The organism is Frigoribacterium sp. Leaf263 (assembly GCF_001422285.1).
Lineage (GTDB): Bacteria > Actinomycetota > Actinomycetes > Actinomycetales > Microbacteriaceae > Frigoribacterium.
On record NZ_LMMO01000003.1, the window covers coordinates 616409 to 642432 of the forward strand.

A 26024-nucleotide genomic window follows, 5' to 3' on the forward strand; every position below is an offset into this window, starting at 1 on the left:
TTCGGCGGGGTCCGCCGGGCACGACGCGGCTGGTACAGCACGTGGTCGCCGACCGACCCCCGATTCGTCGCTGTCGCCATCGGCGGTCGGCTGACGGGCGCCGCTGCCCTGCACGAGCTGGGGGCGTGGTCCTGGACACCGCCGCAGATCGTGGTCTCGGTGCCCGAGACGGCGTCGCGGTTGCGTCGTCGTCGGGGGGTGAGGGTCGTCTGGGATCCGCTCGAGCTCTCAAATCGTGGGACGACGTGGGCTGTCGACCCGAGGGACGCCCTCGCCAGGGCCGTGGTCGAGGCGGAGTCTCTCGAGGACGCCGTCATGCTCGTCGACTGGGCGCGCCTTCAGGGCATCGTGCACGGCGACGACGACGCCCGGATGGTGCTCTCGCGGATGCGCGCGGACGCCGCCGGTCTGGCCGCATGGAGTGACGGCGGTGCGGAGAGCATCCTCGAGAGCGCCGCCGGGACTCGCCTGCGGCTGGAAGGCAGACGCGTCGCGCGACAGGTCTCCGTCGGCTCCCGGGGCGAGAGGATCGACATGCTCGTCGACGGAGCCGTCGGGCTCGAGACCGACGGCCGGGAGCATCATGCCCACCGCTTCGAGAAGGATCGCGTCAAGGACGCGACGATGGTCCTGGCGGGAATTCTTCCGTTCAGGGCGAGCACGTCGATGGTGCGACGCGACTGGAAGACCGTCTCAGCCGTCGTCGAGGCACTGGTGGCTCGTTCGGTGGCGCAGGGCGTCGTCCCGCGTGTCGGCAACTCCTCTCTGCCGCGGCTCCTCCCGGGGCGGGGACGCAGGAAGTGGCGGCTGGGAGTGCCGGGACGTCGCAAGGGCCAGGAGTTGCCGACGAGAGCAGGTGCCTGGTCGCAGGCGGCTGGTCCGAGGGCGGGGGTCAGCGAGGGAGGCGCACCGCCGGCGGGGAGGGAGGCGCCCGGCAGGGAGGCGACGCCCGACAGGGGAGGAGCGCTCCCGGTGGGGAGGGGGACGCCCGGTGGGGAGGAGCGGGCCCGGCGGGGAGGACGGCGACGAGCGAGAGAGGGTGAGCGGTGAGCGGTGAGCGGGAGGCGCAGAGGGCGAGCACCGGGAATGCTGCCGGTGCTCCGATGGTTCGCCCGGTGTGACTGATACGCAGAACCGGGCCGTGAAGGTCGACATCTGGTCCGACATCGCCTGCCCCTGGTGCTTCATCGGCAAGCGCAAGTTCGAGGACGCCGTGGCCCGCTACGGTCAGCCCGTCGAGATCGAGTACCACTCGTTCGAGTTGTCTCCGGACACCCCGGTCGACTTCGAGGGTGACGAGATCCAGTTCCTCGCCGATCACAAGGGCATGCCCGTCGACCAGGTGCAAGGCATGCTCGACAACGTCGCGGGCATCGCCTCCGAGGTCGGTCTCGCGTACGACTTCGCAGCTCTCCGCCACACCAACACCGTCAAGGCGCACGAGCTCCTCCACCTGGCGAAGGCGAACGGACTCCAGCTCGAGATGAAGGAGCGCCTCCTCGCGGCCTACTTCGAGCAGGGCCGTCACCTCGGTCGCATCGATGAGCTCGTCGAGCTCGCGACCGAGGTCGGGCTCGATCCGGTCGTCACGCGTGACGCCCTGGAGGACGGCCGCTACGAGCCCGATGTCCGCGCCGACCAGGCGCAGGCGCAGGCGTTCGGCATCAACGGCGTGCCCTTCTTCGTTCTCGAGGGCAAGTACGGCATCTCGGGAGCACAGGCACCCGAGATGTTCCTGCAGGCGCTCGAGCAGGTCGGTGCCGAGGTCCGCTCGTGAGCGATCGCACCGCCGACGGCTCTGCGGCGACCGCCGGCTCGCCCTTCACCATGCTCGGGTCCCCGGACGCGGTGGCGTGCGAAGGCGACGCCTGCCTGGTCGAAGGGCCCGCGCCCGTCTGACCCGTCGAAGGAGCGAGGGAGGCGCGGTGTCAGTCGCTGATGTCGGCGACCGTGGCCGCGTACGCGGTGATCAGAGCATCGGCGTCGACGAAGGCGCTGTAACCGTGTTCACCGGCGCCGAGGGCGACGCGTCGGCCGGTGATGCGTTCGTCGGCGAAGACGGGCCATGCCGTCGTGCTGCCGAGCGGGGTGATCGTGCCTCGTTCGTACCCGGTGGCGTCGAGGGCGATCTCGGGCCGGGGGAGTGAGAGCTTGTTGACCCCGACGACCGATCGGAGCTTCGCCCACGAGATCTGTCGGTCGCCCGGTACCAGGGCGAAGAGGAACGAGCCGTCGTGGCGTCTGACCACCAGGCTCTTGACGACGTCGGAGGAACCGACGCCCAGCAGGGAGGCCGCGTCCTCCAACGTGTCGGCCGCAGGGCGCGACACGATCTCCACAGCCAGGCCGTGGGCCTCGGCGTCCACACGAACCCGCTGCCGTCCTGTCGGTCCACCGTCGCTCATGGGAGAATCGTACCGATGACCATTTCCACTCTTCCCTCGCGCGGCCTCTCGATCGGCCCGATCGAGGTCGCATCCCCGGTCGTGCTGGCACCCATGGCCGGCATCACGAACACGGCCTACCGGCGCCTCTGTCGCGAGTACGGCGCCGGTCTCTACGTGAGCGAGATGATCACGAGCCGCGCACTCGTAGAGCGGACGCCCGAGTCGATGCGCCTGATCCAGCATCACGAGTCCGAGACGCCCCGGAGCATCCAGCTGTACGGCGTCGAGCCGAATACGGTCGCCGAGGCCGTGACGATGCTCGTCGCCGAAGACCGCGCCGATCACATCGATCTCAACTTCGGCTGCCCCGTCCCGAAGGTCACGCGGAAGGGCGGCGGATCCGCTCTCCCCTGGAAGATCGGGCTGTTCCGCGAGATCGTCGAGCGGGCCGTGTCGGCGGCGGGCGACATCCCGCTGACCATCAAGATGCGGAAGGGCATCGACTCCGATCACCTCACGTACCTGGAGGCCGCCAAGGCCGCTCAGGGGGCCGGCGTGGCGAGCATCGCCCTGCACGCCAGGACGGCGGCGGACTTCTACTCGGGCACGGCCGACTGGTCGGCGATCGCCACGTTGAAGGAGACCGTCGGCGACGTCCCGATCCTCGGCAACGGCGACATCTGGTCGGCGGCGGACGCCCTCCGCATGGTCGACGAGACCGGTTGCGACGGTGTCGTCGTCGGCCGCGGCTGCCTCGGTCGCCCCTGGCTGTTCGGGGATCTCGCGGCCGCCTTCCGCGGTGAGGACCTGAAGGCCGAGCCCACGCTCGGCGAGGTGGGGCGCGCGTTCCGACGGCACGCCGAGCTCATGGTCGAGTTCTGGTCGGGTGACGAGGGGCGCGCCTGCCGCGACATGCGCAAGCACGTCGCCTGGTACTTCAAGGGCTACCCCGTCGGCGGCGAGACGCGGTCGGCTCTCGCCCTCGCCGATTCACTCTCCGAGATCGACGACCTCCTCGCGACCCTCGATCCCGACGAGCTGTACCCGGGTGCGGCGGCCGAGGGCCCTCGGGGTCGCGCGGGCAGCCCCAAGAGACCCGCGCTGCCCGACCGCTGGCTCGAGAGCCGCGACCTCGACGAGGCGTTCAAGGTCGAGCTGGCCGCGGCGGAGCTGCACCACAGCGGCGGGTGACCGCTCGCGGGTCGCGACCCGCGCCTCCTGCTCGTTCCGCTCCTCCTGATCGAAAGGCCCCGGTGTCCGTCGAGTCCACGCCCCTCGAGTCCGCCCTCAGCACGTCCGCCGGGTACGAGTCCGCCGACTCCGACCGCTGGCTCCCCGAGCAGCACTCGAACCGGCGCAGCGATTTCGCGCGCGACCGAGCGCGGCTGCTCCACTCGAGCGCACTCCGTCGCCTGGCCGCGAAGACGCAGGTGCTGAGCCCGACCGCCGGTCTCGACTTCGCACGCAACCGCCTGACCCACTCCCTCGAGGTCGCGCAGGTCGGCCGCGAGCTGGCGACGAGTCTCGGTCTCGACCCCGACGTGGTCGACACGGCCTGCCTCGCGCACGACCTGGGGCACCCGCCATTCGGTCACAACGGCGAGAAGGCGCTCAACGACTGGTCGGTCGGCATCGGCGGCTTCGAGGGCAACGCGCAGACCCTGCGGCTCCTCACCCGGATCGAGCCCAAGGTCATCGACGATGCGGGTCGCAGCTACGGGTTGAACCTGACCCGGGCGAGTCTCGATGCGAGCTGCAAGTACCCGTGGCCGGCGGCGCAGGGCGTCCCCGACCCGTCGGGGAGGATGAAGTTCGGCTTCTACGACGACGACACCGAGGCGTTCGAGTGGCTGAGGGCCGGTGCGCCGCGTCGCCGTCGCTGCATCGAGGCTCAGGTGATGGATCTCAGCGACGACATCGCGTACTCCGTGCACGATCTGGAGGACGCGGTCGTCAACGGCTACGTCGACGTGGCGACCCTCGGCTCGGGCGACGGGCACGACGAGCTCGTGACGGCGATGCACGAGTGGGTCGGTCGGGAGCTCAGCCGCGACGAGCTCGTCGAGGCGTTCGACCGGCTCCGCTCGCAGCCCTTCTGGGTCGACTCGTACGACGGAGGGCGGCTCGACCAGGCGCGTCTGAAGAACCTCACGAGCCAGCTCATCGGCCGCTTCGCCGGTGCGGCGACGCACGCGACCCGCGAGTCGTACTCGCAGTCGAGCCTGACCCGGTTCAGCGCGAGCATGGTCGTGCCGCCCGAGGTGATCGGCGAGATCGCCGTGCTCAAGGGCATCGTGGCGGCGTTCGTCATGACCCACGGCACGAGGCAGCCCATCTACCAGCACCAGCGCGAGCTGCTGACGGGGCTGGCCGACGCGCTCTGGGCCGCCGGCCCGTCCGAGCTCGACCCGGGTTTCGCGGCCGACTGGGCCGCCGCCGCCGACGACACGGCGAGGCGGCGCGTCGTCGTCGACCAGGTGGCGTCGCTCACCGATCAGAGCGCGACGGCCTGGCACGCGCGCCTCGTCCTCCGCAGTTGACGAGCCGAGCCGAGGAGGCACGGGTCCCGCCCCGTCCGCGCCCTCCGGTGTCGGCCGCGAGATCTAGGATCGTCACGTGGCAGGCCTGATCAAACGGAACGACATCGACGAGGTCCGCTCGCGGACGAGCATCGTCGACGTCGTCTCCGACCACGTCACCCTGAAGGGTGCGGGGGTCGGCTCGATGAAGGGCCTGTGCCCGTTCCACGACGAGCGGAGCCCGAGCTTCCATGTCCGTCCGCAGGTCGGTCGCTATCACTGCTTCGGGTGCGGCGAAGACGGCGACGTCTTCAGCTTCGTCCAGAAGATGGACCACACGACCTTCCAGGAGGCGGTCGAGCGACTGGCGTCGCGTATCGGCTTCGAGCTGCACTACGAGGACGGGGGACAGGCGACCGACCACGGGAACCGGGCTCGCCTGATCGCCGCGAACGAGGGGGCGCGCGAGTTCTTCGTCGAGCATCTGACCGCGTCCGACGCCGATCCGGCCCGCCGGTTCCTCGGCGAGCGGGGTTTCGACCCGGCGGCGGCCGAGCGGTTCGGCGTCGGTTTCGCACCGAAGTCGTTCGACGCGCTGCGCAGTCACCTGAAGGGCCGCGGCTTCAGCGACGACGAGCTCGTTGCGGCCGGTCTGCTCAGCAGCGGCGACCGCAGCCCGTACGACCGGTTCCGGGGGCGCCTGCTCTGGCCGATCCGCGACGTGACGGGTTCGACCATCGGCTTCGGGGCACGCCGCCTGCTCGACGACGACAAGGGGCCGAAGTACCTGAACACCCCCGAGACGCCGATCTATCACAAGTCGCAGGTGCTCTACGGTCTCGACCTGGCCCGACGCGACATCTCGAAGGGCAAGCAGGTCGTCATCGTCGAGGGTTACACCGACGTGATGGCCTGCCATCTGGCGGGTGTGACGACGGCCGTCGCCACGTGCGGCACCTCCTTCGGCGTGGACCACATCAAGCTGCTGCGACCTATGCTCGGCGATGTCAGCGGGGCGCACACGTCGGCGAGCGGTGAGGTGATCTTCACGTTCGACCCCGACGAAGCCGGACAGCGCGCCGCGTCGCGGGCCTACGCCGAAGAGCAGCGCTTCTCGGCGCAGACGTTCGTGGCGGTGGCCCCCGACGGGCTCGACCCCTGCGATCTGCGCCTGAACCGGGGCGACGACGCCGTCCGGCGACTGGTCGAGACGAAGCGTCCGCTGTTCGAGTTCATGATCCGCCGTGTGATCGACGAGTTCGACCTCGAGACCGTCGAGGGTCGCGCCGGGGCCGTCAGGGCCGGTGCTCCCGTCCTGGCGACCATGCGCGAGCAGTCGCTCCAGCGCGGGTACGCCCGGATGCTCGCCAAGTGGGTCGGCGTCGACACCGACGAGGTCGTGGCCGCCTACCAGGAGGTCGCGCGGACGACCGCGAGCCAGACCTCGATCGAGCGGGCGAAGCCGCAGAACGCCGGAGACGGTCCGCAGTCGATCACGAGTCTGCCGCCGCTGCCCGACGAACCGGCGGGCCCGACCCTGATGACCCTCCCGTCCGACCTGACGACGCGCACCGAGCGCGATGCGCTCATGGCCATGCTGCAGCAGCCGGCCGCGGTCGGCCCTCTCCTCATGCAGCGCGCCTCCCAGGCCCGGCTCGAGACCAGCGCTCTCGCCGTCGTCCGCGACGCCATCGGCGTGAGCCTCGATCGGCTCGAGGCGAGCGACTGGCTCGACGTCGTCCTCGATCACACGCCGGCGCCGTACGACGTGCTGGCTCGTGAGCTGGCCGTGGCGCCGATCCCCGAGCGCGAGAACCGGGAGATCACGACGTACTGCCGGGGCATCGTCTCGTCTCTCGTCGAGCGGGACATCCTCCGCGAGCAGGCCGAGGCCATGGGGCGGCTCCGCCGGACCGACGCCAAACAGGATCCCGAGGGCCTGCGTGAGATCCAGCTGCGCATAGTCGCCCTCGAACAGGAGCGTCGCGCCATCCGGCAGGAATGACCGGGCCCAGGGCGCGGCGCCCCGCGGCACCGCGCACGCCCGGCGGCACCGCGCCCCTTCTGACGAGCGCTCGCGCTCGAGCAGCCCGGCCGCGTCTCGAAGAACAGACCACGCGGCAAGGGTTCATTGCGAGCCTGTAAACACTTCTCCGTGGAGTAGGGCCGCGAGTCCGGTGTGTGTTACCAATGGATCCACCCCGAATCGGGCGCGAACACAGCCGCGCCCGGGGGGTCTCCTTGCACACAGAGAAAGAGGTAACCGGATATGACATCCGACTCCAAGCTCGGACGACGCGCTCTCGCCGTCGTCGGTGGCGCCGCTGCCACCACCCTCATCCTCGCCGGCTGCGCCTCGGGCGGTGACGCCGACACCGCTCTCGACGGCATCAGCGTCGGCACGACCGACGTGATCACGTCGCTCGACCCGGCCGGCTCGTACGACAACGGCTCGTTCGCCGTGCAGAACCAGGTGTTCGGGTTCCTGATGAACTCGCCCTACGGCAGCCCCGACGTCGAACCGGACCTCGCCGAGTCGGCCGAGTTCACCGACCCGGTCACCTACACGGTCACGCTGAAGCCCGATCTGACCTTCGCGAACGGCAACGAGCTCACCTCGAGCGACGTCAAGTTCACGTTCGACCGCCAGCTGGCGATCGCGGACCCGAACGGTCCGTCGTCGCTGCTCGGCAACCTCGCGGGCGTCGAGGCCCCCGACGACACCACCGTGGTCTTCACGCTGAACGGCGCCGACCAGACCTGGCCGCAGATCCTCTCGAGCCCCGCCGCGCCCATCGTCGACGAGGACGTCTTCTCGGCCACCGAGCTGACCTCCGCCGACGACATCGTCTCCGGCGACGCGTTCTCGGGTCAGTACTCGATCACCGACTACGCCGAGAACGAGACGATCGCCTACGAGGCCAACGACGCCTACGACGGCGTGCTCGGCGCGGCGAAGACCGACTCGGTCACGGCGACGTACTACACGGAGGAGACCGACCTCAAGCTGGCCGTCCAGCAGGGCGACGTCGACGTGGCCAACCGCAGCCTCAGCCCGACCGACCTCGCCGACCTGGCTAAGGACGACGCGCTGACGGTGCACAACGGCCCCGGCGGCGAGATCCGCTACCTGGTCTTCAACCTCAACACGATGCCCTTCGGCTCGACGCAGGACGACGCCGACGCCGACAAGGCGCTGGCGGTCCGTCAGGCCATCGCCGACACGGTCGACCGCGACGCCCTCGCCAGCGAGGTCTACAACGACACGTACACGCCCCTGTACTCGGTCGTGCCCGACGGTCTGACCGGTGCGACGAAGCCCCTCGAGTCGCTCTACGGCGACGGCGAGGGCGGCCCCGACGTCGACGCGGCGACCGAGCGTCTGTCGGCGGCCGGCGTCGAGACCCCGGTGTCGATCGACCTGCAGTACAGCCCCGACCACTACGGCGCCTCGAGCGATGAGGAGTACGCGTTGATCCAGACGCAGCTCCAGGCGAGCGGCCTGTTCGAGGTCAACCTGCAGTCGACCCTGTGGGACACCTACTCGACCGAGCGCCGTGAAGACGCGTACCCCGTGTACCAGCTCGGCTGGTTCCCGGACTTCTCGGACGCCGACAACTACCTGTCGCCGTTCTTCGTGAAGGACAACTTCGTCGGCAACCACTACGACTCGGCTCAGGTGCAGGGTCTGCTGGCATCGGAGATCGCCGAGTCCGACGAGGCCGCCCGCACCGAGATCATCGGTCAGATCCAGGACGTCGTCGCGAACGACCTGCCCACGCTGCCGCTGCTGCAGGGCACGCAGGTCGTCGTCTCGCAGAGCGACGTGCAGGGCGTCGACGACACGCTCGACCCGTCGTTCAAGTTCCGCTACGCAGCGCTGAGCCGCTGATCGGCTGACCGGCCGATCGCGCGAGCGAACATGTTCCACGACGCATGACGCGCGAGGGGCGTCCCGCCATGGTGCGGGACGCCCTTTCGTGCGTCGTGCGTCGCCCCCACCCCCCGAAAGGCACCTGACGTGACGTCGCTCATCGAGGCTCCCCTCGCGAGCGAGCCGCCCACCCCCGACCCCACCGTGCGACGACGTCGTCCCGGCGGAGGATTCGGTCGCTACCTCGTGGTCCGCGCGCTCCTCATCATCCCCACCGTCTTCATCCTGGTCACCCTGGTCTTCTTCCTGATGCGCGTGGTCGGCAACCCGATCACCGCCTCCGTCGGAGGCCGTCTGACCGAGGCGCAGCTGCAGGAGCGGCTCGCCGCCGCCGGCTACGACCGTCCGATCATCGTGCAGTACCTCGAGTACCTGGGTCAGATCGTCCGGCTCGACTTCGGCACGACCGCGACCGACAACCGCCAGATCAGCGAGGTCATCGTGACCTACGGCTCGGCCACGGTCGAGCTCGTCTTCTACGCCCTGATCATCGCCCTCGTCATCGGCATCCCCCTCGGGATGCTGGCCGCGTACGTGCGCGACCGGTGGCCCGACGCGGTGCTCCGGATCCTCGCGATCCTCGCGTACGCCACGCCGGTGTTCTTCGCGGGCCTCCTGCTCAAGCTGACCTTCTCCGTCTGGCTCGGCTGGTTCCCCCTCGGCGGCCGCGCCTCGACGCGGATCGGCATCGCGCTCGGGCGCATCGAGAACCCGACCGGGATCTACCTCATCGACGCCCTGAGGACGGGCAACAGCACGATCATCGTCGACGTCCTGTCGCACGCCGTCCTGCCCGCGCTGACGCTGGGCCTGCTGACGGCGGGCATCTTCCTCCGACTCGTCCGCACCAACGTCATCGGCACCCTCGGCTCCGACTACATCGACGCGGCGCGGTCGCGGGGCGTCGGCGAGCTGCGGCTCGTGCGCAAGCACGCGCTCAAGCCCGCGCTCATCCCGATCATCACGGTGATGGGTCTGCAGATCGCGATGCTGCTCGGCGGATCGGTGCTCACCGAGACGACGTTCGGCTGGCGCGGTCTCGGCTTCCAGCTGCAGCAGTACCTCTCGGCCCGCGACTTCATCGCGGTGCAGGGCATCGTCGCCGTCCTGGCGGTGATCGTCGCCGTCACGAACTTCCTGGTCGACGTCGTCGCGGCCCTGATCGACCCCCGTGTGAGGTACTGACCATGACCGACACCACCAGCACCGGCGTCCTCGCCGACCGTCGCGCGCCGCTCTGGAAGCGCCTCCCGATCGTCGCGCAGCTGCGCCGCTCCGTCGGCCTCCAGCGCGGCATGCTCGTCGCCGGCGTCGTCATCTGCGCCGTCTTCCTCCTCGCCGCCGTCTTCGCACCGCTGATCGCGCCGTACGGCTTCGGTCAGCTCGGAGACGACGGGGGCACGTTCCCGCGGCAGGCGCCTCCCTCGGCCGTCCACCTCTGGGGCACGACCGTCGGAGGCTACGACGTCTTCAGCCGCGTCGTCTGGGGCACCCGGACGGCCATCGCGGTCGTCGTCGTCGCGGTCGTCCTCTCGATCACGATCGGCGTGGCGCTGGGGCTCGTGTCGGGCTACCTGGGCGGGTGGCTCGACCGGGTCCTCGTCGTCATCGCCGACGCCGTCTACGCGTTCCCGTCGCTGCTGCTCGCCATCGTCGTCTCGATCGTCATCAGCGGCGGTCAGTCGAGTCTCTGGGGCGGCATCATCTCGGCGGGCATCTCGATCACGGTCGTCTACGTGCCGCAGTACTTCCGGGTGGTCCGCGCCGAGGCCGTCCGGCTGAAGAGCGAGGCGTTCGTCGAGTCCGCGAAGGTCGTCGGCAGCAGCACGCCCCGCATCATGTTCAAGCACGTGCTCCGCAACGCCACGCGCAGCCTGCCGCTGATCCTCACGCTGAACGCGTCCGAGGCGATCCTCACCCTCGCCGCGCTGGGGTTCCTCGGCTTCGGCATCGGCCCGACCTCGGCCGCGGAATGGGGCTACGACCTCAACCGCGCCCTCAGCGACACCGCGAGCGGCATCTGGTGGACGGGCGTGTTCCCGGGTGCCGCGATCGTGCTCATGGTGCTCGGCATCACCCTCGTGGGCGAGAGCCTGAACGACCTGGCCGACCCGCGCCTCCGGACCCGCCGTCGGGCCCGCCGCAAGACGAAGAACGACACGACGGCCACCTCGGCCGTCACCGAGGAGGTCCCCGCGTGAGCGACACGACTGACACGACGGGGCGTTCGGAGTCCCGCCGAGGAGGCGCGGCTCCGGTCCGCCACGCCGCTCACGATCTTCCCCGCGAGGCTCGCGACATCGCGGTCGGCATCACGGGGCTCGAGGTCACCTTCGCGACCGACGGCGGCGACGTCGCGGCCGTGCAGGGGGTCACCCTCGACGTCCGCGCCGGCGAGGTGCTGGCGATCGTCGGCGAATCGGGCAGCGGCAAGACCGTCACCGCGAAGACGATCCTCGGGCTGCTGCCCGAGACGGCCGTGGCGACCGGCGCGGTGCTGCTCTCGGGCCGGAACGTGCTCGAGGTCTCGCCGTCCACGATGCGGGCGATGCGCGGCCGCGACGTCGCCATGGTCTTCCAGGAGCCCTCGACCGCTCTGAACCCCGTCTACACGGTGGGGTGGCAGATCATCGAGGGGCTGCGAGCCCACGGATCCATCAAGAAGAAGGAGGCGCGGCGCCGGGCGATCGACATCCTCCGACGGGTCGGCATCCCCGAGCCCGAGAAGCGGGTCGACTACTACCCGCACCAGTTCTCGGGCGGGCAGAAGCAGCGGGTGGTCATCGCCATGGCGCTCGTGCTGAACCCGTCGGTCATCGTGGCCGACGAGCCGACGACGGCCCTCGACGTGACCGTGCAGGCCGAGATCCTCGATCTGCTGCGCGATCTCCGGGACGAGTTCGGCACGGCGATCGTGCTGATCACCCACAACATGGGCGTGGTCGCCGATCTGGCCGACCGGGTCGCGGTCATGTACCTCGGCGAGGTCGTCGAGCAGGCGTCGTCGGCCGAGCTGTTCGCGGCCCCGAAGGACGACTACACGCGGCGGCTGCTCGGGTCCGTGCCGAGACTCGAGTCGAGGGGCGCGCAGGTCCAGGCCGCCGAGGCGGACCGCGACGTCGTCGTCCGCGCGACGGGACTCGAGATCGAGTACCCGGGCCGGCTCGGTCGCTCCGGGTTCCGGGCGGTCAAGGGCGTCGACTTCTCGATCGCCCGCGGCGAGGTGCTCGGTCTCGTCGGCGAGAGCGGGTCGGGCAAGACGACGATCGGACGCGCCATCGCGGGGCTCACCCCCGTGACCGGCGGTTCTCTCGACGTGCTCGGCATCGAGATGAACGGCGTGCACGAGCGCGACTTCAAGCCCAAGCGCGCCGAGATCGGGTTCGTCTTCCAGGACCCGGCGTCGAGCTTCAACCCGCTGCTGACCATCGCCGAATGCGTGGCCGAGCCGCTCATCGTCCACGGGCGGGCCGGCGACGCCCGCGCGGCCCGGAGACGGGTCGACGAGCTGCTCGAGGCGGTGCAGCTGCCGAACGCGTTCGGCGACCGCTACCCGCACGAGCTGAGCGGCGGTCAGCGTCAGCGCGCGAGCCTCGCCCGGTCGCTCGCGCTCGAGCCGGCCCTGCTGATCGCCGACGAGCCGACGAGCGCGCTCGACGTCTCGGTGCAGGCGAGGGTGCTCGAGCTCTTCCGCGAGCTGCAGACCGATCTCGGCTTCGCGGCGTTGTTCATCAGCCACGACCTCGCGGTGGTGAACATGCTCGCCGACCGGATCGGCGTGCTGTACCACGGCGACCTCATCGAGAGCGGACCGAACGACCAGGTGCTCGGCGCCCCCGAGCACCCGTACACGCAGCGGCTGCTCGCGTCGCTGCCGGTGCCCGACCCGGTGGAGCAGGCCGCCCGGCGGGAGCGCCTCGCCGCACTCGACCGCGCCGCGCGTGACCGCGCGGGCGGCGGGGCCGTCTGATGGCGGTGGAGCTCGACATGTCCGTGCCGGTGGTCACGGACGACCTCTCGCTCGAGTACCCGGCCAGGAGCGGTCATCCCGCGCTGCGAGCCGTCGACGGCGTCACGCTGTCGATCGCCCCGGGGGAGATCCTCGCCGTGCTCGGCGAGAGCGGTTCGGGCAAGTCGACGCTCGCCCTCGCGGTGGCCGGTCTCGTCGGTTCCGAGCGCCCCGCCGAGGGTCGTCCGCGGATCGTCGGGGGAGCGGCGAGGGTCTTCGGGCTCGATCTGCTGCGGTCGTCGCCCCGTCGCCGGGAGCGTCTCTCCGGCGCCGTCGGCTACCTCGCGCAGGACGACGGCGAGCGGCTGAGCCCCGATCTCACCGTCGGCGAGACCATCGCGCAGCCGATCTATCAGCGCGACAGGCGCTTCGACCGGACCGAGGCGGGCCGACTCGTCGCCGACCTCATCGACGCCGTCCATCTGCCGCTCGGCACCATGCTGAAGCAGACGTGGGAGCTCAGCGCCGGGCAGCGGCAGCGGGTGGCGCTGGCGCGGTCCCTGGTGCTCGAGCCGCGCCTCCTCGTGGCCGACGAGCCGGCCCGCGGCGTCGACGTCCTCGTGCGCCAGGCCGTGCTGGACGTGATCAGGAACCTGCACCGCGACCGGCAGTTCTCGGCGCTGGTCGTGACGTCGTCGGTCTCGGAGGCCCGTGCCATCACCGACCGCGTGGCCGTCATGCGCGGTGGCCGGCTGGTCGGCCTGGGGTGGATCGACGAGGTGCTCCGCGACGGGGTCGACCCGTACGTCAAGGTGCTGTCGACGACCACGCCGATCGACATCATCCGGCCCGACGAGCGGCGCGACGACGTGCGCGACGGAGGGCGCGAGTCGTGAGCGATCCGACCCGGGGGCACCGGGCGACGACCACGACCGTCCGGCTGAGCCCCGAGCGCCGGCCGTCGCCCGGCCCGGTGAGCCTGGCGCCCCGGGAGAACCCCCGGTTCGCCGAGGCCGTCCATGCCGGGGGAGGCTCGATCGTGCCGCTCGGCGACGAGACGCGCGGGCTCATCTGGCTCTCGTACGCCGATCCGGAGGGCCTGTGGCGCGCCCTCGACCGCCACCCCGGCATCGAGTGGGTCCAGCTGCCGTACGCGGGCGTCGACGCCTTCTCCGAACTGCTCGCGAGTCGGGCCGGCACCGCCCTGCCGTTGTTCACGAGCGCGAAGGGCGCGTTCTCGGAACCGGTGGCGGAGCACGCGCTGATGCTCGTGCTGTCGCTGCTGCGGGTCGTGCCGTCGAGGGTCCGTGCGACCGGCTGGCAGACCGAGCAGCGCGGCCTCTCGCTCTACGGGAAGAATGTCGTCATCGTGGGCGCCGGGGGCATCGCCCTCGAGCTGGTGCGTCTGCTGGCGCCCTTCGAGACGCGGGTCACGATCGTCCGCCGGGGCGGCGAGCCCGTCGACGGCGTCGACCGCACCGTGACCGTCGACCGGCTCGACGAGGTCCTGCCCGAGGCCGACGTGGTGGTCCTCGCGGCCGCCGCGACGAGCGGCACGTCGAGGCTGCTCGACGGGCGCCGCCTGGCGATGCTGCGGCCGACCGCGGTCGTCGTGAACATCGCGCGGGGCGACCTGGTCGACACCGACGCTCTGGTCGAGGCCGTGCGGTCCGAGCGGATCTGGGGTGCGGGGGTCGACGTGACTTCGCCAGAGCCCCTCCCCGACGGGCACCCGCTCTGGGACGACCCCCGGGTCATCGTGACGCCGCACCAGGCGGACACGCCCGAGATGACCGCGCCGCTCCTCGCGGAGCGCATCACGCACAACGTCAGGGCGCTGCACGGACACGGCGATTTCGCCGGGGTCGTGGACGCCGCGGCCGGGTACTGAGATCCGGGAGCGCGTCGTGTTCGATGCGCCCCCGAATCTTTGCTACAGTTGTGTCCGCTGTCGAAGGGTTCTCTCCGAGGCAGTCGCCATTCCTCGATAGCTCAATTGGCAGAGCAGCCGGCTGTTAACCGGCAGGTTCTTGGTTCGAGTCCAAGTCGGGGAGCGAAGGCCCAGAGGCTCCACCCTCTGGGCCTTTTTCTTTGCGCTGATCCAGGCGCGCGGGCACGACGACACGGTGCGTCGCCCGCAAGGTCGGTGGACTCAGGAGGCGCGCGACGGGATCGACCGTCGCGCGCCTCCTCGGGCACTCGCCCTCAGTCCTCGGGGTGATCGACCCCGGGGAGCCAGGTGCGGCCCGGGGAGCCCCACCCCGCCTTCTTGACGGCCTTCGTCGCCGCCTTGTGGAACGGGTGCTCGAGACGATCGGTGTACAGCACGCCGTCCAGGTGGTCGAACTCGTGCTGGAAGATGCGAGCGAGCCAGCCGTGGGCCTCGATCTCGAACTCGTCGCCGTCGAGGTCGGTCGCGCGGAGGATCACGCTCTCGGCACGACGGAGGGGGAACCTCTCGCCCGGGACCGAGAGGCAGCCCTCGGACTCGTCGTCGTCGTCGAGCGGGTCGATCGACAGCGGGCTCTGCCAGAGCGTCGGATTGATGGCGACGCCGCGCCAGTCGTCGCCGTCGTCGTCCGTCCACGAGAAGACGAACAGTCGGAGACCGACGCCGACCTGCGGGCCGGCGAGCCCGACGCCGGGCGCGGCGTCCATGGTCTCGAACATGTCGGCGACGAGGGTGCGGATCGTGTCGTCGACCTCGGTGACGTCGGAGGCGGGTGAGTGCAGCACGGGGTCACCCGTGATGGTGATGGGGCGAACGGCCATTCGTCCAGACTACTGAGCGGCAGGCCGCTAGCGTGGTCGCCGTGAGCCCGAACCTCAGCGACCTGACCGAGCAGGTCTCGTTGACCCCGTTCCAGGCCCTGGGCATCCCCATCGCGCTCATCGGGGCGGTCTTCCTCTCGATCGGCGCGCAGCTGCAGCACCGCGGCGTGGCCAAGGTCGAGACCCGCCTCGGCGCCTCCCGGGGAGGCATGAGCGTCCGCCAGGTGCTGGCGCTGGTCGGCCGCCCGTCGTGGGTCATGGGGACCCTGATGCTCGGGCTGGCCGTCGTCTTCCAGCTCACGAGCCTGCGGGTGGCGCCCCTCCTCGTCGTGCAGCCGCTCGGGGCCGTGGCGCTGGTGATCACGGCGGTCCTGAACGCCCGCTCGACCGGGCGTCGCCTGACCGGGCGGATCAAGCGCTCGATCGCCATCTGCGTCGGCGGCATCGGCCTCTTCGCCACCGTCGCCGCATTCACCGCGATCGAGACCGAGATCACGACCGATCAGCTCGTCACGGTGCTCGTCATCCTGCTCGTGGTGGGCGCGGTGCTCGCGGCGGCCTTCGTCGCCCTCCGGCACCGGCGCAGCGCGCTGTTCTACATCATCGGCGCCGGCGTCCTCTACGGCTTCGTCGCGACCCTGGCCAAGGTCGTCCTCAACAGGGTCTTCGCCGGCAACTTCGACGGGCTCAGCATCGTCTGCATCGTCATGCTGATCGCGGCGGCGGCACTGGGCGGCTACTTCGTGCAGAACGCCTACTCGTCGGGATCGCCCGACCTCGTGATCGCCGGGCTGACCGTCGTCGACCCCATCGTGGCCGTCACGATCGGCATCGTCGTGCTCGGTGAGGCCGCGAACGCCCCCGGCATCGCCGTCGTGCTCTTCCTCGTGGCGGGGGCGATCGCGGTGTACGGCGTGTTCCAACTCGCCAAATACCAGCCCGCCAAGCGAAGCTGAGCTACCGTGGTCCCGCGTCGCGGTCATCGTCGGCGGCGCACCAGCGAACGACGAGCACAAGGACGCCACGACACGTGACACCCGCCCCAGACCACGGCCTCGAACCCCGCGACGAGAACCCGATCGGAGACGGCGACGTCTCGAGCCGCCTCACCGTGCTGATCGCGGCGGACACGTTCCCGCCCGACGTGAACGGTGCCGCCAACTTCGCCGAGCGGCTCGCCGTCGGGCTCGCCGGTCGCGGGCATGACGTGCACGTCATCTGCCCGGCGGCGAACCGCCGCCATGGCACGTTCCTCGAGCAGCACGACGGCGCGACGCTGACCGTGCACCGGCTGTACTCGACGCGGTGGCCGCTCCACGACTGGCTCCGATTCGCGACCCCGTGGCGGGCCGAGGGGAACGCCGAGCGGATCATCGAGCAGATCCGGCCCGACGTCGTGCACATCCAGTCGCACATCGTGATCGGGCGCGCCGTGGTGCGGGTGGCCAACCGGCGAGGCATCCGGGTCATCGCGACGAACCACTTCATGCCCGAGAACCTCCTGGAGCACACCGGGCTGCCGCACTTCCTCCGGGCCACCGCCGTCAAGCTCGCCTGGCGCGACGCCGCCCGGACCTACACGCACGTCGCCGCCATCACGACGCCGACCAAGCGCGCGGCGGTGTTCCTCGAGCGCTCCGTCGACGTGACCGGCGTGCTCGCCGTCTCGTGCGGCATCGAGGCGGCCGACTACACGGCGCGCGACGACCGCCCCACGGCGAACCGGGTCGTGTTCGTCGGCCGGGTGACGGCCGAGAAGCAGATCGACGTGCTGCTGCGCGCCATGACGCTGCTCGATCCCTCGCTCGACGCCCGACTGACCATCGTCGGCGGCGGCGACCTCCTCAAGCAGCTGCAGCTGATGACCGTCGAGCTCGGCCTCGCCGAGCGCGTCACCTTCGCCGGCTACCTCTCCGACGCCGAGCTCCGACGCACCCTGACCGACGCCACCGTCTTCGCCATGCCGTCGGTGGCCGAGCTGCAGAGCATCGCCAGCCTCGAGGCCATGGCGTCCGGGCTCCCCATCGTCGTGGCCGACGCGATGGCCCTGCCGCACCTCGTCGACGAAGGGGTCAACGGCTACCTCTTCCGCCCCGGAGACAGCCGCGACCTCGCCGACAAGCTGACGCGCGTGCTCACGGCCCCCGACGACGAGTACCTCGCCATGCGACGCGCGAGCCTCCAGGTCATCGAGGGACACGACATCCAGCGGACGGTGAGCGTCTTCGAGTCGCTGTATCGTGGGGAGCCGGTGGCCGAGGCCACCGAGGTCGGACCGGGCCGCGCCTCCTAGGCTCCCGGTCGACACGGGGCGGTAGCTCAGCCGGTTAGAGCAGTCGACTCATAATCGATCGGTCACGGGTTCAAGTCCCGTCCGCCCTACGACACGACGCAGACGCCGTCGGCGCCCGTCGAGGTGCCCGTGCGACGATGTGTGCATGTTCACCCGACGGACACCCGACGCATCTCCCGACGACGGATTCGACGAGTCCGACCGATCGCGGCCCGGCTCGGCCTCGGGGCCGCGCTTCGGCGTCGGCGCGCAGGTCTACGTTCTGGACTCCGACGAGGATCCGACCACGCCGTTCCCGTACGGTCCGACGGGCATCATCGTCCGCGCGGGCGGGTCGGCGTGGCAGGGCGTCTCGGCGATCGGCGGCTCCGCCCGGACCTGGTCGGTCGAGTTCGCCTCGCCGCAGCTCGACCGCGACGGCGAGGGCCCCGTCACGTCCGCGTCGGTCGCCGAGCGGTTCCTCCGCCTCGCCCCGCCGCTCGGCTGAGCCCCGCCCCTCCTGCTCCCGCCGTCGGCAACTCCTCCTCGGTGCCCGCCGTCGGCCCGTTGCGGCTCCGCAGCGTGCCGTGTGTGCAGGGAGGAGGAGTTGCCGACGTGCCGGAGGTCGGCGCTGGGCTGGGTGACCTCGGGTNCGCCGTCGGCCCGTTGCGGCTCCGCAGCGTGCCGTGTGTGCAGGGAGGAGGAGTTGCCGACGTGCCGGAGGTCGGCGCTGGGCTGGGTGACCTCGGGTGGTCGAGGTCGCCTCGCCTTGTCGGCAACTCCTCTTCGGTGCTCGCCGTCGGCCCGTTGCGGCTCCGCAGCGTGCCGTGTGTGCAGGGAGGAGGAGTTGCCGACGTGCCGGAGGTCGGCGCTGGGCTGGGTGACCTCGGGTNCCATCCGGATCCTCGAGGCGCTGGACGACGTGGCGCTCGAGTCGAGCAACCCCTGGGTTGCGGCTCCGCAGCGTGCCGTGTGTGCAGGGAGGAGGAGTTGCCGACGTGCCGGAGGTCGGCGCTGGGCTGGGTGACCTCGGGTGGTCGAGGTCGCCTCGCCCTGTCGGCAACTCCTCTTCGGTGCTCGCCGTCGGCCCGTTGCGGCCTCCGCAGCGTGCCGTGTGTGCAGGGAGGAGGAGTTGCCGACGCTGAAGCGGTCGGCGAGGACCGGCGGGGCGGCGGCGGCGACGCAGCGGTGGCCGGCGGGGCGCCGGCGGCGGCGACCGTCGGCGGCATGCCGGCGGAGAGGCGAGCGGCGCAGCGGCGGCCGGCAGGCGCGGCGGGACGGCGGGCCGCGCAGCGGCGGCGGCGGCGGGCCGCGCAGCGGCGGCGGCGGGCCGCGCACCGGCGGGAATGACCGACGCCCGCCGGCGGTTCCCTCAGGTGCATACAAACGCATAGACAATGACTAAGGTGGACGGCATGCAGTTCGGAATCTTCTCCGTCGGAGACATCACCCCCGACCCCACGACCGGGCGAGCGCCCACAGAGCACGAGCGCCTGCTCGCCATGGTCGCCATCGCCAAGAAGGCCGAGGAGGTCGGCCTCGACGTGTACGCGGCGGGCGAGCACCACAACCCTCCCTTCGTCAACTCGAGCCCGACGACCCTGCTGGCCTACATCGCGGCCCAGACCGAGCGGATCATCCTCAGCACCGCGACGACGCTCATCACGACGAACGACCCGGTCAAGATCGCCGAGGACTTCGCCCTCCTCCAGCACCTCGTCGGCGGGCGTGTCGATCTGACGCTCGGCCGCGGCAACACCGGCCCGGTCTACCCCTGGTTCGGCAAGGACATCCGCCAGGGCATCAACCTCGCCATCGAGAACTACGCTCTGCTGCATCGCCTCTGGCGCGAGGACGTCGTCGACTGGAAGGGCCGTTTCCGCACGCCGCTGCAGGGCTTCACGTCGACGCCGCGGCCCCTCGACGATGTGCCGCCGTTCGTCTGGCACGGTTCGATCCGCAGCCCCGAGATCGCCGAGCAGGCGGCCTACTACGGTGACGGCTTCTTCGCCAACCACATCTTCTGGCCGGCGTCGCACACGAAGCAGATGGTCGAGCTGTACCGCTCGCGCTACGAGCACCACGGTCACGGCCGTGCCGATCAGGCGATCGTGGGTCTCGGCGGTCAGGTGTTCCTCGCGAAGAACTCGCAGGACGCCGTCCGCGCCTTCCGCCCCTACTTCGACTCCGCGCCGGTCTACGGTCACGGCCCGAGCCTCGAGGACTTCACGTCGCAGACGCCGCTGACGGTCGGCAGCCCGCAGGAGGTCATCGACAAGACCCTGGGCTTCCGCGACTACGTGGGCGACTACCAGCGTCAGCTGTTCCTCATCGATCACGCCGGTCTGCCGCTGCAGACGGTGCTCGACCAGCTCGAGATCCTGGGCGAGGAGGTCGTCCCCGTGCTGCGGCGCGAGTTCGCCGTGAACCGCCCCGAGCACGTCCCCGACGCGCCGACGCACGCGGCCCGGGTCGCCGACGGCCTGACGAGCGCGGACGCGTCGGCTCCGGCCGTCGCGGCGCACTGAGCCGAGGAGGCGCGCCATGGCTTCCAAGCATGTCGTCGTCGTCTCGGCGGGGCTGGGTCAGCCCTCCTCCACCCGTCTCCTGGCGGACCGTCTCGCCGAGGCGACCGCCCGGTCGATGCTCGCGGCGGGCGTCCCCGCCGAGTTCGAGGTGGTCGAGCTGCGGGACCTCGCGCACGAGATCACCGACGCGATGCTGACGGGGTTCGCCCCGGAGGCGCTGGCCGGCGTGATCGACCGGGTCACCCGGGCGGACGGCCTCATCGCGGTGACCCCGGTGTTCACCGCGTCGTACAGCGGACTCTTCAAGTCGTTCTTCGACGTGATCGACAAGGATGCGCTGGCCGGCACGCCGGTCCTCGTCGGGGCGACCGCGGGCACGGCACGGCACTCGCTCGTGCTGGATCATGCGCTCCGGCCGCTCTTCTCGTATCTGAGGTCCGTGGTCGTTCCGACGTCGGTGTTCGCGGCGTCCGAGGACTGGGGCGCCGGCGACGAGACGATCACGGGGCTGCCCGAGCGGGTGAGCCGCGCGGCCGGCGAGTTCGCCGACCTCGTCGCGACCCGTTCGACCGAGCGCGGCGACCCGTTCGCCGACGTCGTGCCCTTCGCGGAGCAGCTCAGACGACTCGCCGGCGACGATCCGCTCTGAGCGGGCATGCTCGCACGGTGCGCCGTGTTGGACCCGCAGACGAGAGGAACGATCATGAGCAGCACGTCACCAGGAGACGAGACGGGCGCGTCGCCGTCGGTCGAGTTGACGAGGTTCCACGCCCTGCGCCGCACCCGGGTGACGTCGCCCACCGGTCCGCTCGCGCTGGTGAACACGCAGTGGGTCGACGGTGAGCAGCCGATCTGGGGAGTCGCCGGGATCTGGGCTCCCACGCCTGCGGGCGTCTCGGGCCTGATGGTCACGGCCGGTGCCGACGACGGGGTGAGCGTCGACGACGTGCTCGTCGACGGGACGGCCCTGGTGGCGGGGGACGACGCCGGGACGCCGGGCCGGGTGTCGTTCGCCGGCGGTGCGACGGGGACGGTGATCGCGAACGACGACGGGTCGTCGTACGCCCTCCGGGTGTGGGACTCCCGCTCCGACGCGGCGACCGCGTTCGGGTCGATCGACGCCTACCCCTACGACGCGTCGTGGGTGGTGACGGCGGAGTTCGTCCCGACCGAGCCCGGCACCGAGATCGACATCCGCCACCAGAAGGACCTCGACCTCAGCAGGCCGAAGCCGCTCCCGGGACTCATCCGGTTCCGCCGGGACGGTGTCGACTACGAGCTCGCGGCGTTCCCCAGCGGCCAGGGTGACCGCCTGCAGCTCGTCTTCGCCGACGGGACCACGGGCGACACGACCTACTCGGTCGGACGCTTCCTCTTCCCGACCCCGGAGTCCGACGGCACGATCGTCCTCGACTTCAACCGCGCCGTCCTGCCGCCCTGCGCCTTCTCGTACAACTTCAACTGCCCCATCCCGCCCGCGCAGAACCGTCTGCTCGTCCGGGTCGAAGCGGGGGAGAAGAACGTGCTCGACCGGTCGGGCGCCCTCCTGCACTGACTCCCGCGGGGGACGACGCACGCAGACGACCGGGCCGCCCTCTCCGACGTCGGTGGCCGGTGGCATGATCGAGAGCGTGTTCATCGTCCTTCGCCGTCTGCCCGACGGCCGAGTCGAGTTCACGCCCGTCGACCGTGACGCCTCCGACGGTGCCCCGGTGGCCGCAGCGCCGATCGTGGTCTCCGAGGCCGAGCTGGCGATGGCCGTCGCCACGCGCGAGGTGGAGGAGTCCCCGCGCTGGGTCTGGGACGACACCCGCAGCTGGTACCCGCGCCTCCTCGGCCTGGGCGTCCGCGTCGCTCGCTGCATCGACCTGCGGCTGTGCCACGCGATCCTGCGGCGGTCCGCCGCGACGAGCGGGAGCGAGCTGCACGGGACGCCGCCCGGACCGTACGACGGCCCGCAGGCGGAGCTGGCGCAGGGGGACGGCCTGTTCGACGTCGTCCCCGAGTCGCTGCCCGACCCGCTGGCCGAGTTCCTGCGCCAGCGTCGCGCCGTCCAGTCGAGCGCGCACCGCGAGGGGCTGGAGCTGCTCACGACGGCCGAGTCCGCCGGGGCGCTGGTCGCCTGCGAGATGCAGCACCGCGGCATCCCGTGGTCGGCACGGGTGCACGACCGTCTGCTGACCGAGGCGCTGGGCCCCCGCCCGGTCCGCGCCGGCGACCGACCGGCCGCGATGTCCGCCGACGTCGTCGAGATCCGCGCGGCCCTCGCCGCCCCGGACCTCAACCCCGACTCGCCCGCCGAGCTGCTCAAGGCGCTCAACCGGGCCGGCCTGCCCGTCACGTCCACGAGCAAGTGGGAGATCCAGCGGCACGAGCACCCGGTGGTCGAGCCGCTGCTGCGCTACAAGCGCCGGCAGCGCCTCCTCGTCGCGAACGGCTGGGCCTGGGTCGACGCCTGGGTCCGGCAGGGCCGGTTCCGGCCCGACTACGTGCCCGGCGGGGTCGTGACGGGCCGGTGGGCCACGAGCGGGGGAGGTGCGCTGCAGCTGCCGAAGGCCGTCCGCGCGGCCGTCGTGGCCGACCCGGGCTGGAAGCTGATCGTGGCCGACGCCGCGCAGCTGGAGCCGCGCATCCTCACCGGGCTCTCGCGGGATGCGGCGATGGCGGCGGCGGGTGAGGGCGACCTGTACGAAGGGATCGTGTCGAGCGGGGCGGTGGCGTCGCGCGCCGAAGCCAAGGTGGCGATGCTCGGAGCGATGTACGGCGCGACGCAGGGCGAGAGCGGACGACTCGTGCCCCGGCTCGCCCGACGGTTCCCCCGCGCCATGGAGTACGTCGAGTCCGCCGCCCGGACGGGCGAGGCGGGCGGTGTCGTCAGCACCCTGCTCGGGCGCAGCTCGCCGCGGCCCGGCGAGGCCGTCGCCGCCGATCTGCCGCCCGAGATGGACCGGGGGCCCATCGGCCGCGACGCCCGGGCCTGGGGGCGCTTCACGCGCAACTTCGTCGTGCAGGGCACCGCCGCCGAATGGGCGCTGTGCTGGATGGGCGCGACCAGGGCCGGCCTGCACGCGCGCTTCGCCGGGCTCGGCGAGGGGGCGCCGCACCTCGTGTTCTTCCTGCACGACGAGATCGTCGTCCACGCCCCGGCGGATGTCGCCGACGAGGTGGTCGGGGTCGTCGAGACCAGCGCTGCGGCGGCCGGGCGTCTCCTCTTCGGCGACGCCCCGGTGCGATTCCCCGTGACCGTCGCCGTCGTGGACGACTACTCGCAGGCGAAGTGATCCTGCCCGCTCGCCCATTGGCAGGAGTTACACAGTTGTGATCCGAGGTCCCGGTCTGCGATGATTCAGCCAGCGGACCAGTCCGTTCACAATCTCATACAGCACGAGAAGCCACCGTTTCACTCGTTCACCAGGTCGATGGGGAAGTCGCACCTAACCGGATGGAGGAATCGTGGCTGCTGCAATGGCTCGGGGAGTGCTCTATGTGCACTCGTCCCCTCGTGCACTGTGCCCACATGTCGAGTGGGCTGTCGGTCGTGCCCTGGGGCACGCCGTCAACTTCGCCTGGGTCGACCAGCCGATCCTCGGCGGCTCCCAGCGGACGGAGTTCTCCTGGCAGGGCGACGAGGGCGCGGGCGCCCGCATCGCGTCGGCTCTCCGCGGTTGGGAGCACCTCCGCTACGAGGTGACCGAGGACCCCGATGCGCAGCACGACGGCGGGCGGTGGATGCACACGCCGGACCTCGGCATCTTCTTCGCGCAGACGGACACGGCCGGCAACACGGTCGTCCCGGAGGACCGCGTCCGCTACGCCATGGAGGTCGCGGGCTCCAACGCGCTCGAGCTGCACCGCGAGCTGCGTCTCGCCCTCGGACAGGCCTGGGACGACGAGCTCGAGCCGTTCCGCTACAGCGGCGAGGGCAACCCCGTGGTCTGGCTGCACAAGGTCGGCTGATCGCCGGCGCCGCTGCGCGAGACGCCGCGACGGACGAAGGAGGCGCGGGTCGTGTTCACACGACCCGCGCCTCCTTCTGCGGCTCAGACCGACCGGAAGCCGATGACGGCGTTGTGCCCGCCGAAGCCGAACGAGTTGCTGAGGGCGACGATCTCGCCGTCGGGCAGGGCCCGGGGCTCGCCGACGACGACGTCCATGTCGATCTCGTCGTCCATCTGCGTGACGTTGATCGTCGGGGGAGCGACGCGCTCGTGCAGCGCCTTGACGGTGAAGAGCGCCTCGATGCCGCCGGCTCCGCCGAGGAGGTGCCCGGTCGCCGCCTTGGTCGCCGAGACGATCAGCCGGGGCGTGTGCTCTCCGAAGACCCGCTTGATGGCGTGGTACTCGGCGATGTCGCCGACCGGCGTGCTGGTCGCGTGGGCGTTGACGTGCACGACCTGCTCGCGCTCGATGCCGGCGTTCTCGAGGGTGGCGATGACCGCGCGGGCGGCGCCGTTGCCCTCGGGGTCGGGGGCGGTGATGTGGTACGAGTCGCTCGTGACCGCACCGCCGATGAGCTCGGCGTAGATGCGGGCGCCGCGGGCGAGCGCGTGCTCCTCGGTCTCGAGGACGAGAGCGGCGCCTCCTTCGGCGAGGACGAAGCCGTCGCGGGTCACGTCGTAGGGACGTGAGGCCGTCGCGGGGTCGTCGTTGCGCTTCGAGAGCGCCTGCATGGCGGCGAACGACGCCAGGGGCATGGGGTGGATCGCGGCCTCGGAGCCGCCGGCGATCGCGATGTCGGCGAGCCCGGACTGGAGGTGGTCGTACGCCATGGCGATCGACTCGGTGCTCGAGGCGCACGCGGACACGACGGTGCGGGCACCGGCGCGGGCGCCGAGCGTCATCGAGATGGCGGCCGCGGGGCCGTTCGGCATGAGCATGGGGACGGTCATGGGGAGGACCCGTCGCGGGCCCTTCTCGCGGAGGGTGTCCCAGCCGTCGAGGAGGGTCCAGACGCCGCCGATGCCGGTGGCCCAGTCGACGATGAACCGCTCGGGGACGACCTCGGGCGAGCCGGCGTCGGCCCAGGCCTCGCGGGCGGCGGTGAGGGCGAACTGGCTGGAGGGGTCGAGGCGCTTGGTCTCGCGGCGGTCGAGCACGTCGGCGGACGGCACGCGGGCCTGCCCGGCGAAGGTGACGGGCAGCTCGTACTTGGCGACCCACTCCTGCTCGAGGGTCGTGATGCCCGACTGGCCCGCCAGCAGGTTCTGCCAGCTCTCGACGGCGGTCCCGCCGAGGGGGGTGGTGGCACCGAGGCCGGTGACGACGATCTTCTTGGTCATGACGATTCTCCTGGAGGGACGGCCCGGGACGGGCGTGCGGCCTGTCGGACGGGCGGCTCCGACGACGGGACGCCCGGTCGTCCCCTCGCGGGGACGACCGGGCAGCTGACGTCTAGTCCTGTGCCTTGGTGATGAAGGTGACGGCGTCGCCGACGGTCTTGAGGTTCTTGACCTCTTCGTCGGGGATCTTGACGTCGAACTTCTCTTCGGCGTTGACGACGATGGTCATCATCGAGATCGAGTCGATGTCGAGGTCGTCGGTGAACGACTTGCCCATCTCGACCGTGTCGGTCGCGATGCCGGTCTCGTCGTTGATCAGCTCGGCCAGGCCGGCGAGGACTTCTTCGGTGGACAGTGCCATGGTGTTGTTCTCCTTGAGGGGTG

General features: G+C 71.1%; 24 protein-coding genes and 2 tRNA genes. 22 read left to right on the forward strand and 4 right to left on the reverse strand.

Features of this window, described 5'->3' with window-relative positions; translation table 11 throughout:
- Positions 1 to 159 precede the first annotated feature (159 nt).
- The 3 genes from ASF17_RS06875 (at position 160) to ASF17_RS16090 (ending at position 1899) form a co-directional block, all read left to right on the forward strand.
- Complete coding sequence (locus ASF17_RS06875; RefSeq protein WP_156357331.1) at positions 160 to 1050, forward strand: hypothetical protein; 891 nt, start codon at positions 160 to 162, stop codon at positions 1048 to 1050.
- Positions 1051 to 1117: 67 nt separating this feature from the next.
- Complete coding sequence (locus ASF17_RS06880; RefSeq protein WP_200913446.1) at positions 1118 to 1777, forward strand: DsbA family oxidoreductase; 660 nt, start codon at positions 1118 to 1120, stop codon at positions 1775 to 1777.
- Positions 1774 to 1899, forward strand: coding sequence for a hypothetical protein (locus ASF17_RS16090; RefSeq protein WP_268761062.1), 126 nt, complete (start codon positions 1774 to 1776; stop codon positions 1897 to 1899). The genes ASF17_RS06880 and ASF17_RS16090 overlap by 4 nt, the downstream gene beginning before the upstream one ends.
- Positions 1900 to 1928: 29 nt before the next feature.
- On the opposite strand, the gene ASF17_RS06885 is transcribed toward ASF17_RS16090, so the two are convergent.
- Positions 1929 to 2405 (reverse strand): aminoacyl-tRNA deacylase, encoded by a 477-nt coding sequence (locus tag ASF17_RS06885; protein WP_055797021.1) that lies wholly within the window; start codon positions 2403 to 2405, stop codon positions 1929 to 1931.
- A 15-nt stretch (positions 2406 to 2420) separates the two neighbouring features.
- On the opposite strand from ASF17_RS06885, the gene dusB reads away from it, so the two are divergent.
- From dusB to ASF17_RS06935, 10 genes are all read left to right on the forward strand, one after another.
- Positions 2421 to 3578: a tRNA dihydrouridine synthase DusB gene (gene dusB / locus ASF17_RS06890; RefSeq protein ID WP_055797027.1), complete on the forward strand. Its 1158-nt coding sequence runs from the start codon at positions 2421 to 2423 to the stop codon at positions 3576 to 3578.
- Between the two features lie 62 nt (positions 3579 to 3640).
- Positions 3641 to 4927 (forward strand): deoxyguanosinetriphosphate triphosphohydrolase, encoded by a 1287-nt coding sequence (locus ASF17_RS06895; protein WP_055797030.1) that lies wholly within the window; start codon positions 3641 to 3643, stop codon positions 4925 to 4927.
- Between the two features lie 76 nt (positions 4928 to 5003).
- On the forward strand, positions 5004 to 6911 hold the full coding sequence (dnaG, locus tag ASF17_RS06900) for a DNA primase (protein WP_055797033.1): 1908 nt from the start codon (positions 5004 to 5006) through the stop codon (positions 6909 to 6911).
- A 264-nt stretch (positions 6912 to 7175) separates the two neighbouring features.
- The gene (locus ASF17_RS06905) at positions 7176 to 8798 is read left to right on the forward strand and encodes an ABC transporter substrate-binding protein (protein WP_055797036.1); all 1623 of its coding nucleotides are present in this window, start codon (positions 7176 to 7178) and stop codon (positions 8796 to 8798) included.
- A 129-nt stretch (positions 8799 to 8927) separates the two neighbouring features.
- Positions 8928 to 10025 (forward strand): ABC transporter permease, encoded by a 1098-nt coding sequence (locus ASF17_RS06910; RefSeq protein WP_055797041.1) that lies wholly within the window; start codon positions 8928 to 8930, stop codon positions 10023 to 10025.
- A gap of 2 nt (positions 10026 to 10027) precedes the next feature.
- Complete coding sequence (locus ASF17_RS06915; RefSeq protein WP_055797044.1) at positions 10028 to 11041, forward strand: ABC transporter permease; 1014 nt, start codon at positions 10028 to 10030, stop codon at positions 11039 to 11041.
- A 98-nt stretch (positions 11042 to 11139) separates the two neighbouring features.
- Positions 11140 to 12810: a dipeptide ABC transporter ATP-binding protein gene (locus tag ASF17_RS06920; RefSeq protein WP_055798379.1), complete on the forward strand. Its 1671-nt coding sequence runs from the start codon at positions 11140 to 11142 to the stop codon at positions 12808 to 12810.
- A 17-nt stretch (positions 12811 to 12827) separates the two neighbouring features.
- Entirely contained in the window at positions 12828 to 13685 is an 858-nt protein-coding gene (locus ASF17_RS06925; protein WP_055798382.1) for an ATP-binding cassette domain-containing protein, read from the forward strand.
- The gene (locus ASF17_RS06930; protein WP_082475127.1) at positions 13682 to 14680 is read left to right on the forward strand and encodes an NAD(P)-dependent oxidoreductase; all 999 of its coding nucleotides are present in this window, start codon (positions 13682 to 13684) and stop codon (positions 14678 to 14680) included. The genes ASF17_RS06925 and ASF17_RS06930 overlap by 4 nt, the downstream gene beginning before the upstream one ends.
- A 90-nt stretch (positions 14681 to 14770) precedes the next feature.
- Positions 14771 to 14843, forward strand: a tRNA-Asn gene (locus ASF17_RS06935).
- A 151-nt stretch (positions 14844 to 14994) separates the two neighbouring features.
- On the opposite strand, the gene def is transcribed toward ASF17_RS06935, so the two are convergent.
- Positions 14995 to 15561 carry a peptide deformylase gene (gene def / locus ASF17_RS06940; protein ID WP_055797047.1) on the reverse strand — a complete coding sequence of 189 codons (567 nt, stop codon included), beginning with the start codon at positions 15559 to 15561 and terminating at the stop codon, positions 14995 to 14997.
- 41 nt (positions 15562 to 15602) lie between these two features.
- Between def and ASF17_RS06945 the strand changes: the two genes are divergently transcribed.
- The 9 genes from ASF17_RS06945 to ASF17_RS06985 all read left to right on the forward strand — a co-directional run bounded on the left by ASF17_RS06945 (position 15603) and on the right by ASF17_RS06985 (position 24318).
- A complete protein-coding gene (locus ASF17_RS06945; RefSeq protein ID WP_055798388.1) occupies positions 15603 to 16517 on the forward strand; it encodes a DMT family transporter in 915 nt (304 codons plus the stop codon).
- 74 nt (positions 16518 to 16591) lie between these two features.
- Positions 16592 to 17854 (forward strand): glycosyltransferase, encoded by a 1263-nt coding sequence (locus ASF17_RS06950; RefSeq protein WP_235476420.1) that lies wholly within the window; start codon positions 16592 to 16594, stop codon positions 17852 to 17854.
- A gap of 15 nt (positions 17855 to 17869) precedes the next feature.
- A tRNA-Ile gene (locus tag ASF17_RS06955) sits at positions 17870 to 17943 on the forward strand.
- 56 nt (positions 17944 to 17999) lie between these two features.
- Positions 18000 to 18341 (forward strand): hypothetical protein, encoded by a 342-nt coding sequence (locus ASF17_RS06960; RefSeq protein WP_055797051.1) that lies wholly within the window; start codon positions 18000 to 18002, stop codon positions 18339 to 18341.
- A 907-nt stretch (positions 18342 to 19248) separates the two neighbouring features.
- Positions 19249 to 20361: an LLM class flavin-dependent oxidoreductase gene (locus ASF17_RS06965; protein WP_055798393.1), complete on the forward strand. Its 1113-nt coding sequence runs from the start codon at positions 19249 to 19251 to the stop codon at positions 20359 to 20361.
- A 16-nt stretch (positions 20362 to 20377) separates the two neighbouring features.
- Complete coding sequence (locus ASF17_RS06970; protein WP_055797054.1) at positions 20378 to 21010, forward strand: FMN reductase; 633 nt, start codon at positions 20378 to 20380, stop codon at positions 21008 to 21010.
- Positions 21011 to 21064: 54 nt separating this feature from the next.
- Positions 21065 to 21916 (forward strand): DUF1684 domain-containing protein, encoded by an 852-nt coding sequence (locus ASF17_RS06975; RefSeq protein ID WP_055797057.1) that lies wholly within the window; start codon positions 21065 to 21067, stop codon positions 21914 to 21916.
- Between the two features lie 64 nt (positions 21917 to 21980).
- Entirely contained in the window at positions 21981 to 23642 is a 1662-nt protein-coding gene (locus ASF17_RS06980) for a bifunctional 3'-5' exonuclease/DNA polymerase (protein ID WP_156357332.1), read from the forward strand.
- Positions 23643 to 23826: 184 nt separating this feature from the next.
- A complete protein-coding gene (locus tag ASF17_RS06985; RefSeq protein ID WP_082475128.1) occupies positions 23827 to 24318 on the forward strand; it encodes a DUF3145 domain-containing protein in 492 nt (163 codons plus the stop codon).
- Between the two features lie 83 nt (positions 24319 to 24401).
- Here ASF17_RS06985 and ASF17_RS06990 read toward each other — a convergent pair whose 3' ends face one another.
- Complete coding sequence (locus ASF17_RS06990) at positions 24402 to 25640, reverse strand: beta-ketoacyl-[acyl-carrier-protein] synthase family protein (RefSeq protein ID WP_055797064.1); 1239 nt, start codon at positions 25638 to 25640, stop codon at positions 24402 to 24404.
- Positions 25641 to 25752: 112 nt separating this feature from the next.
- Positions 25753 to 26001: an acyl carrier protein gene (locus ASF17_RS06995; protein WP_055797067.1), complete on the reverse strand. Its 249-nt coding sequence runs from the start codon at positions 25999 to 26001 to the stop codon at positions 25753 to 25755.
- Positions 26002 to 26024 lie beyond the last annotated feature (23 nt).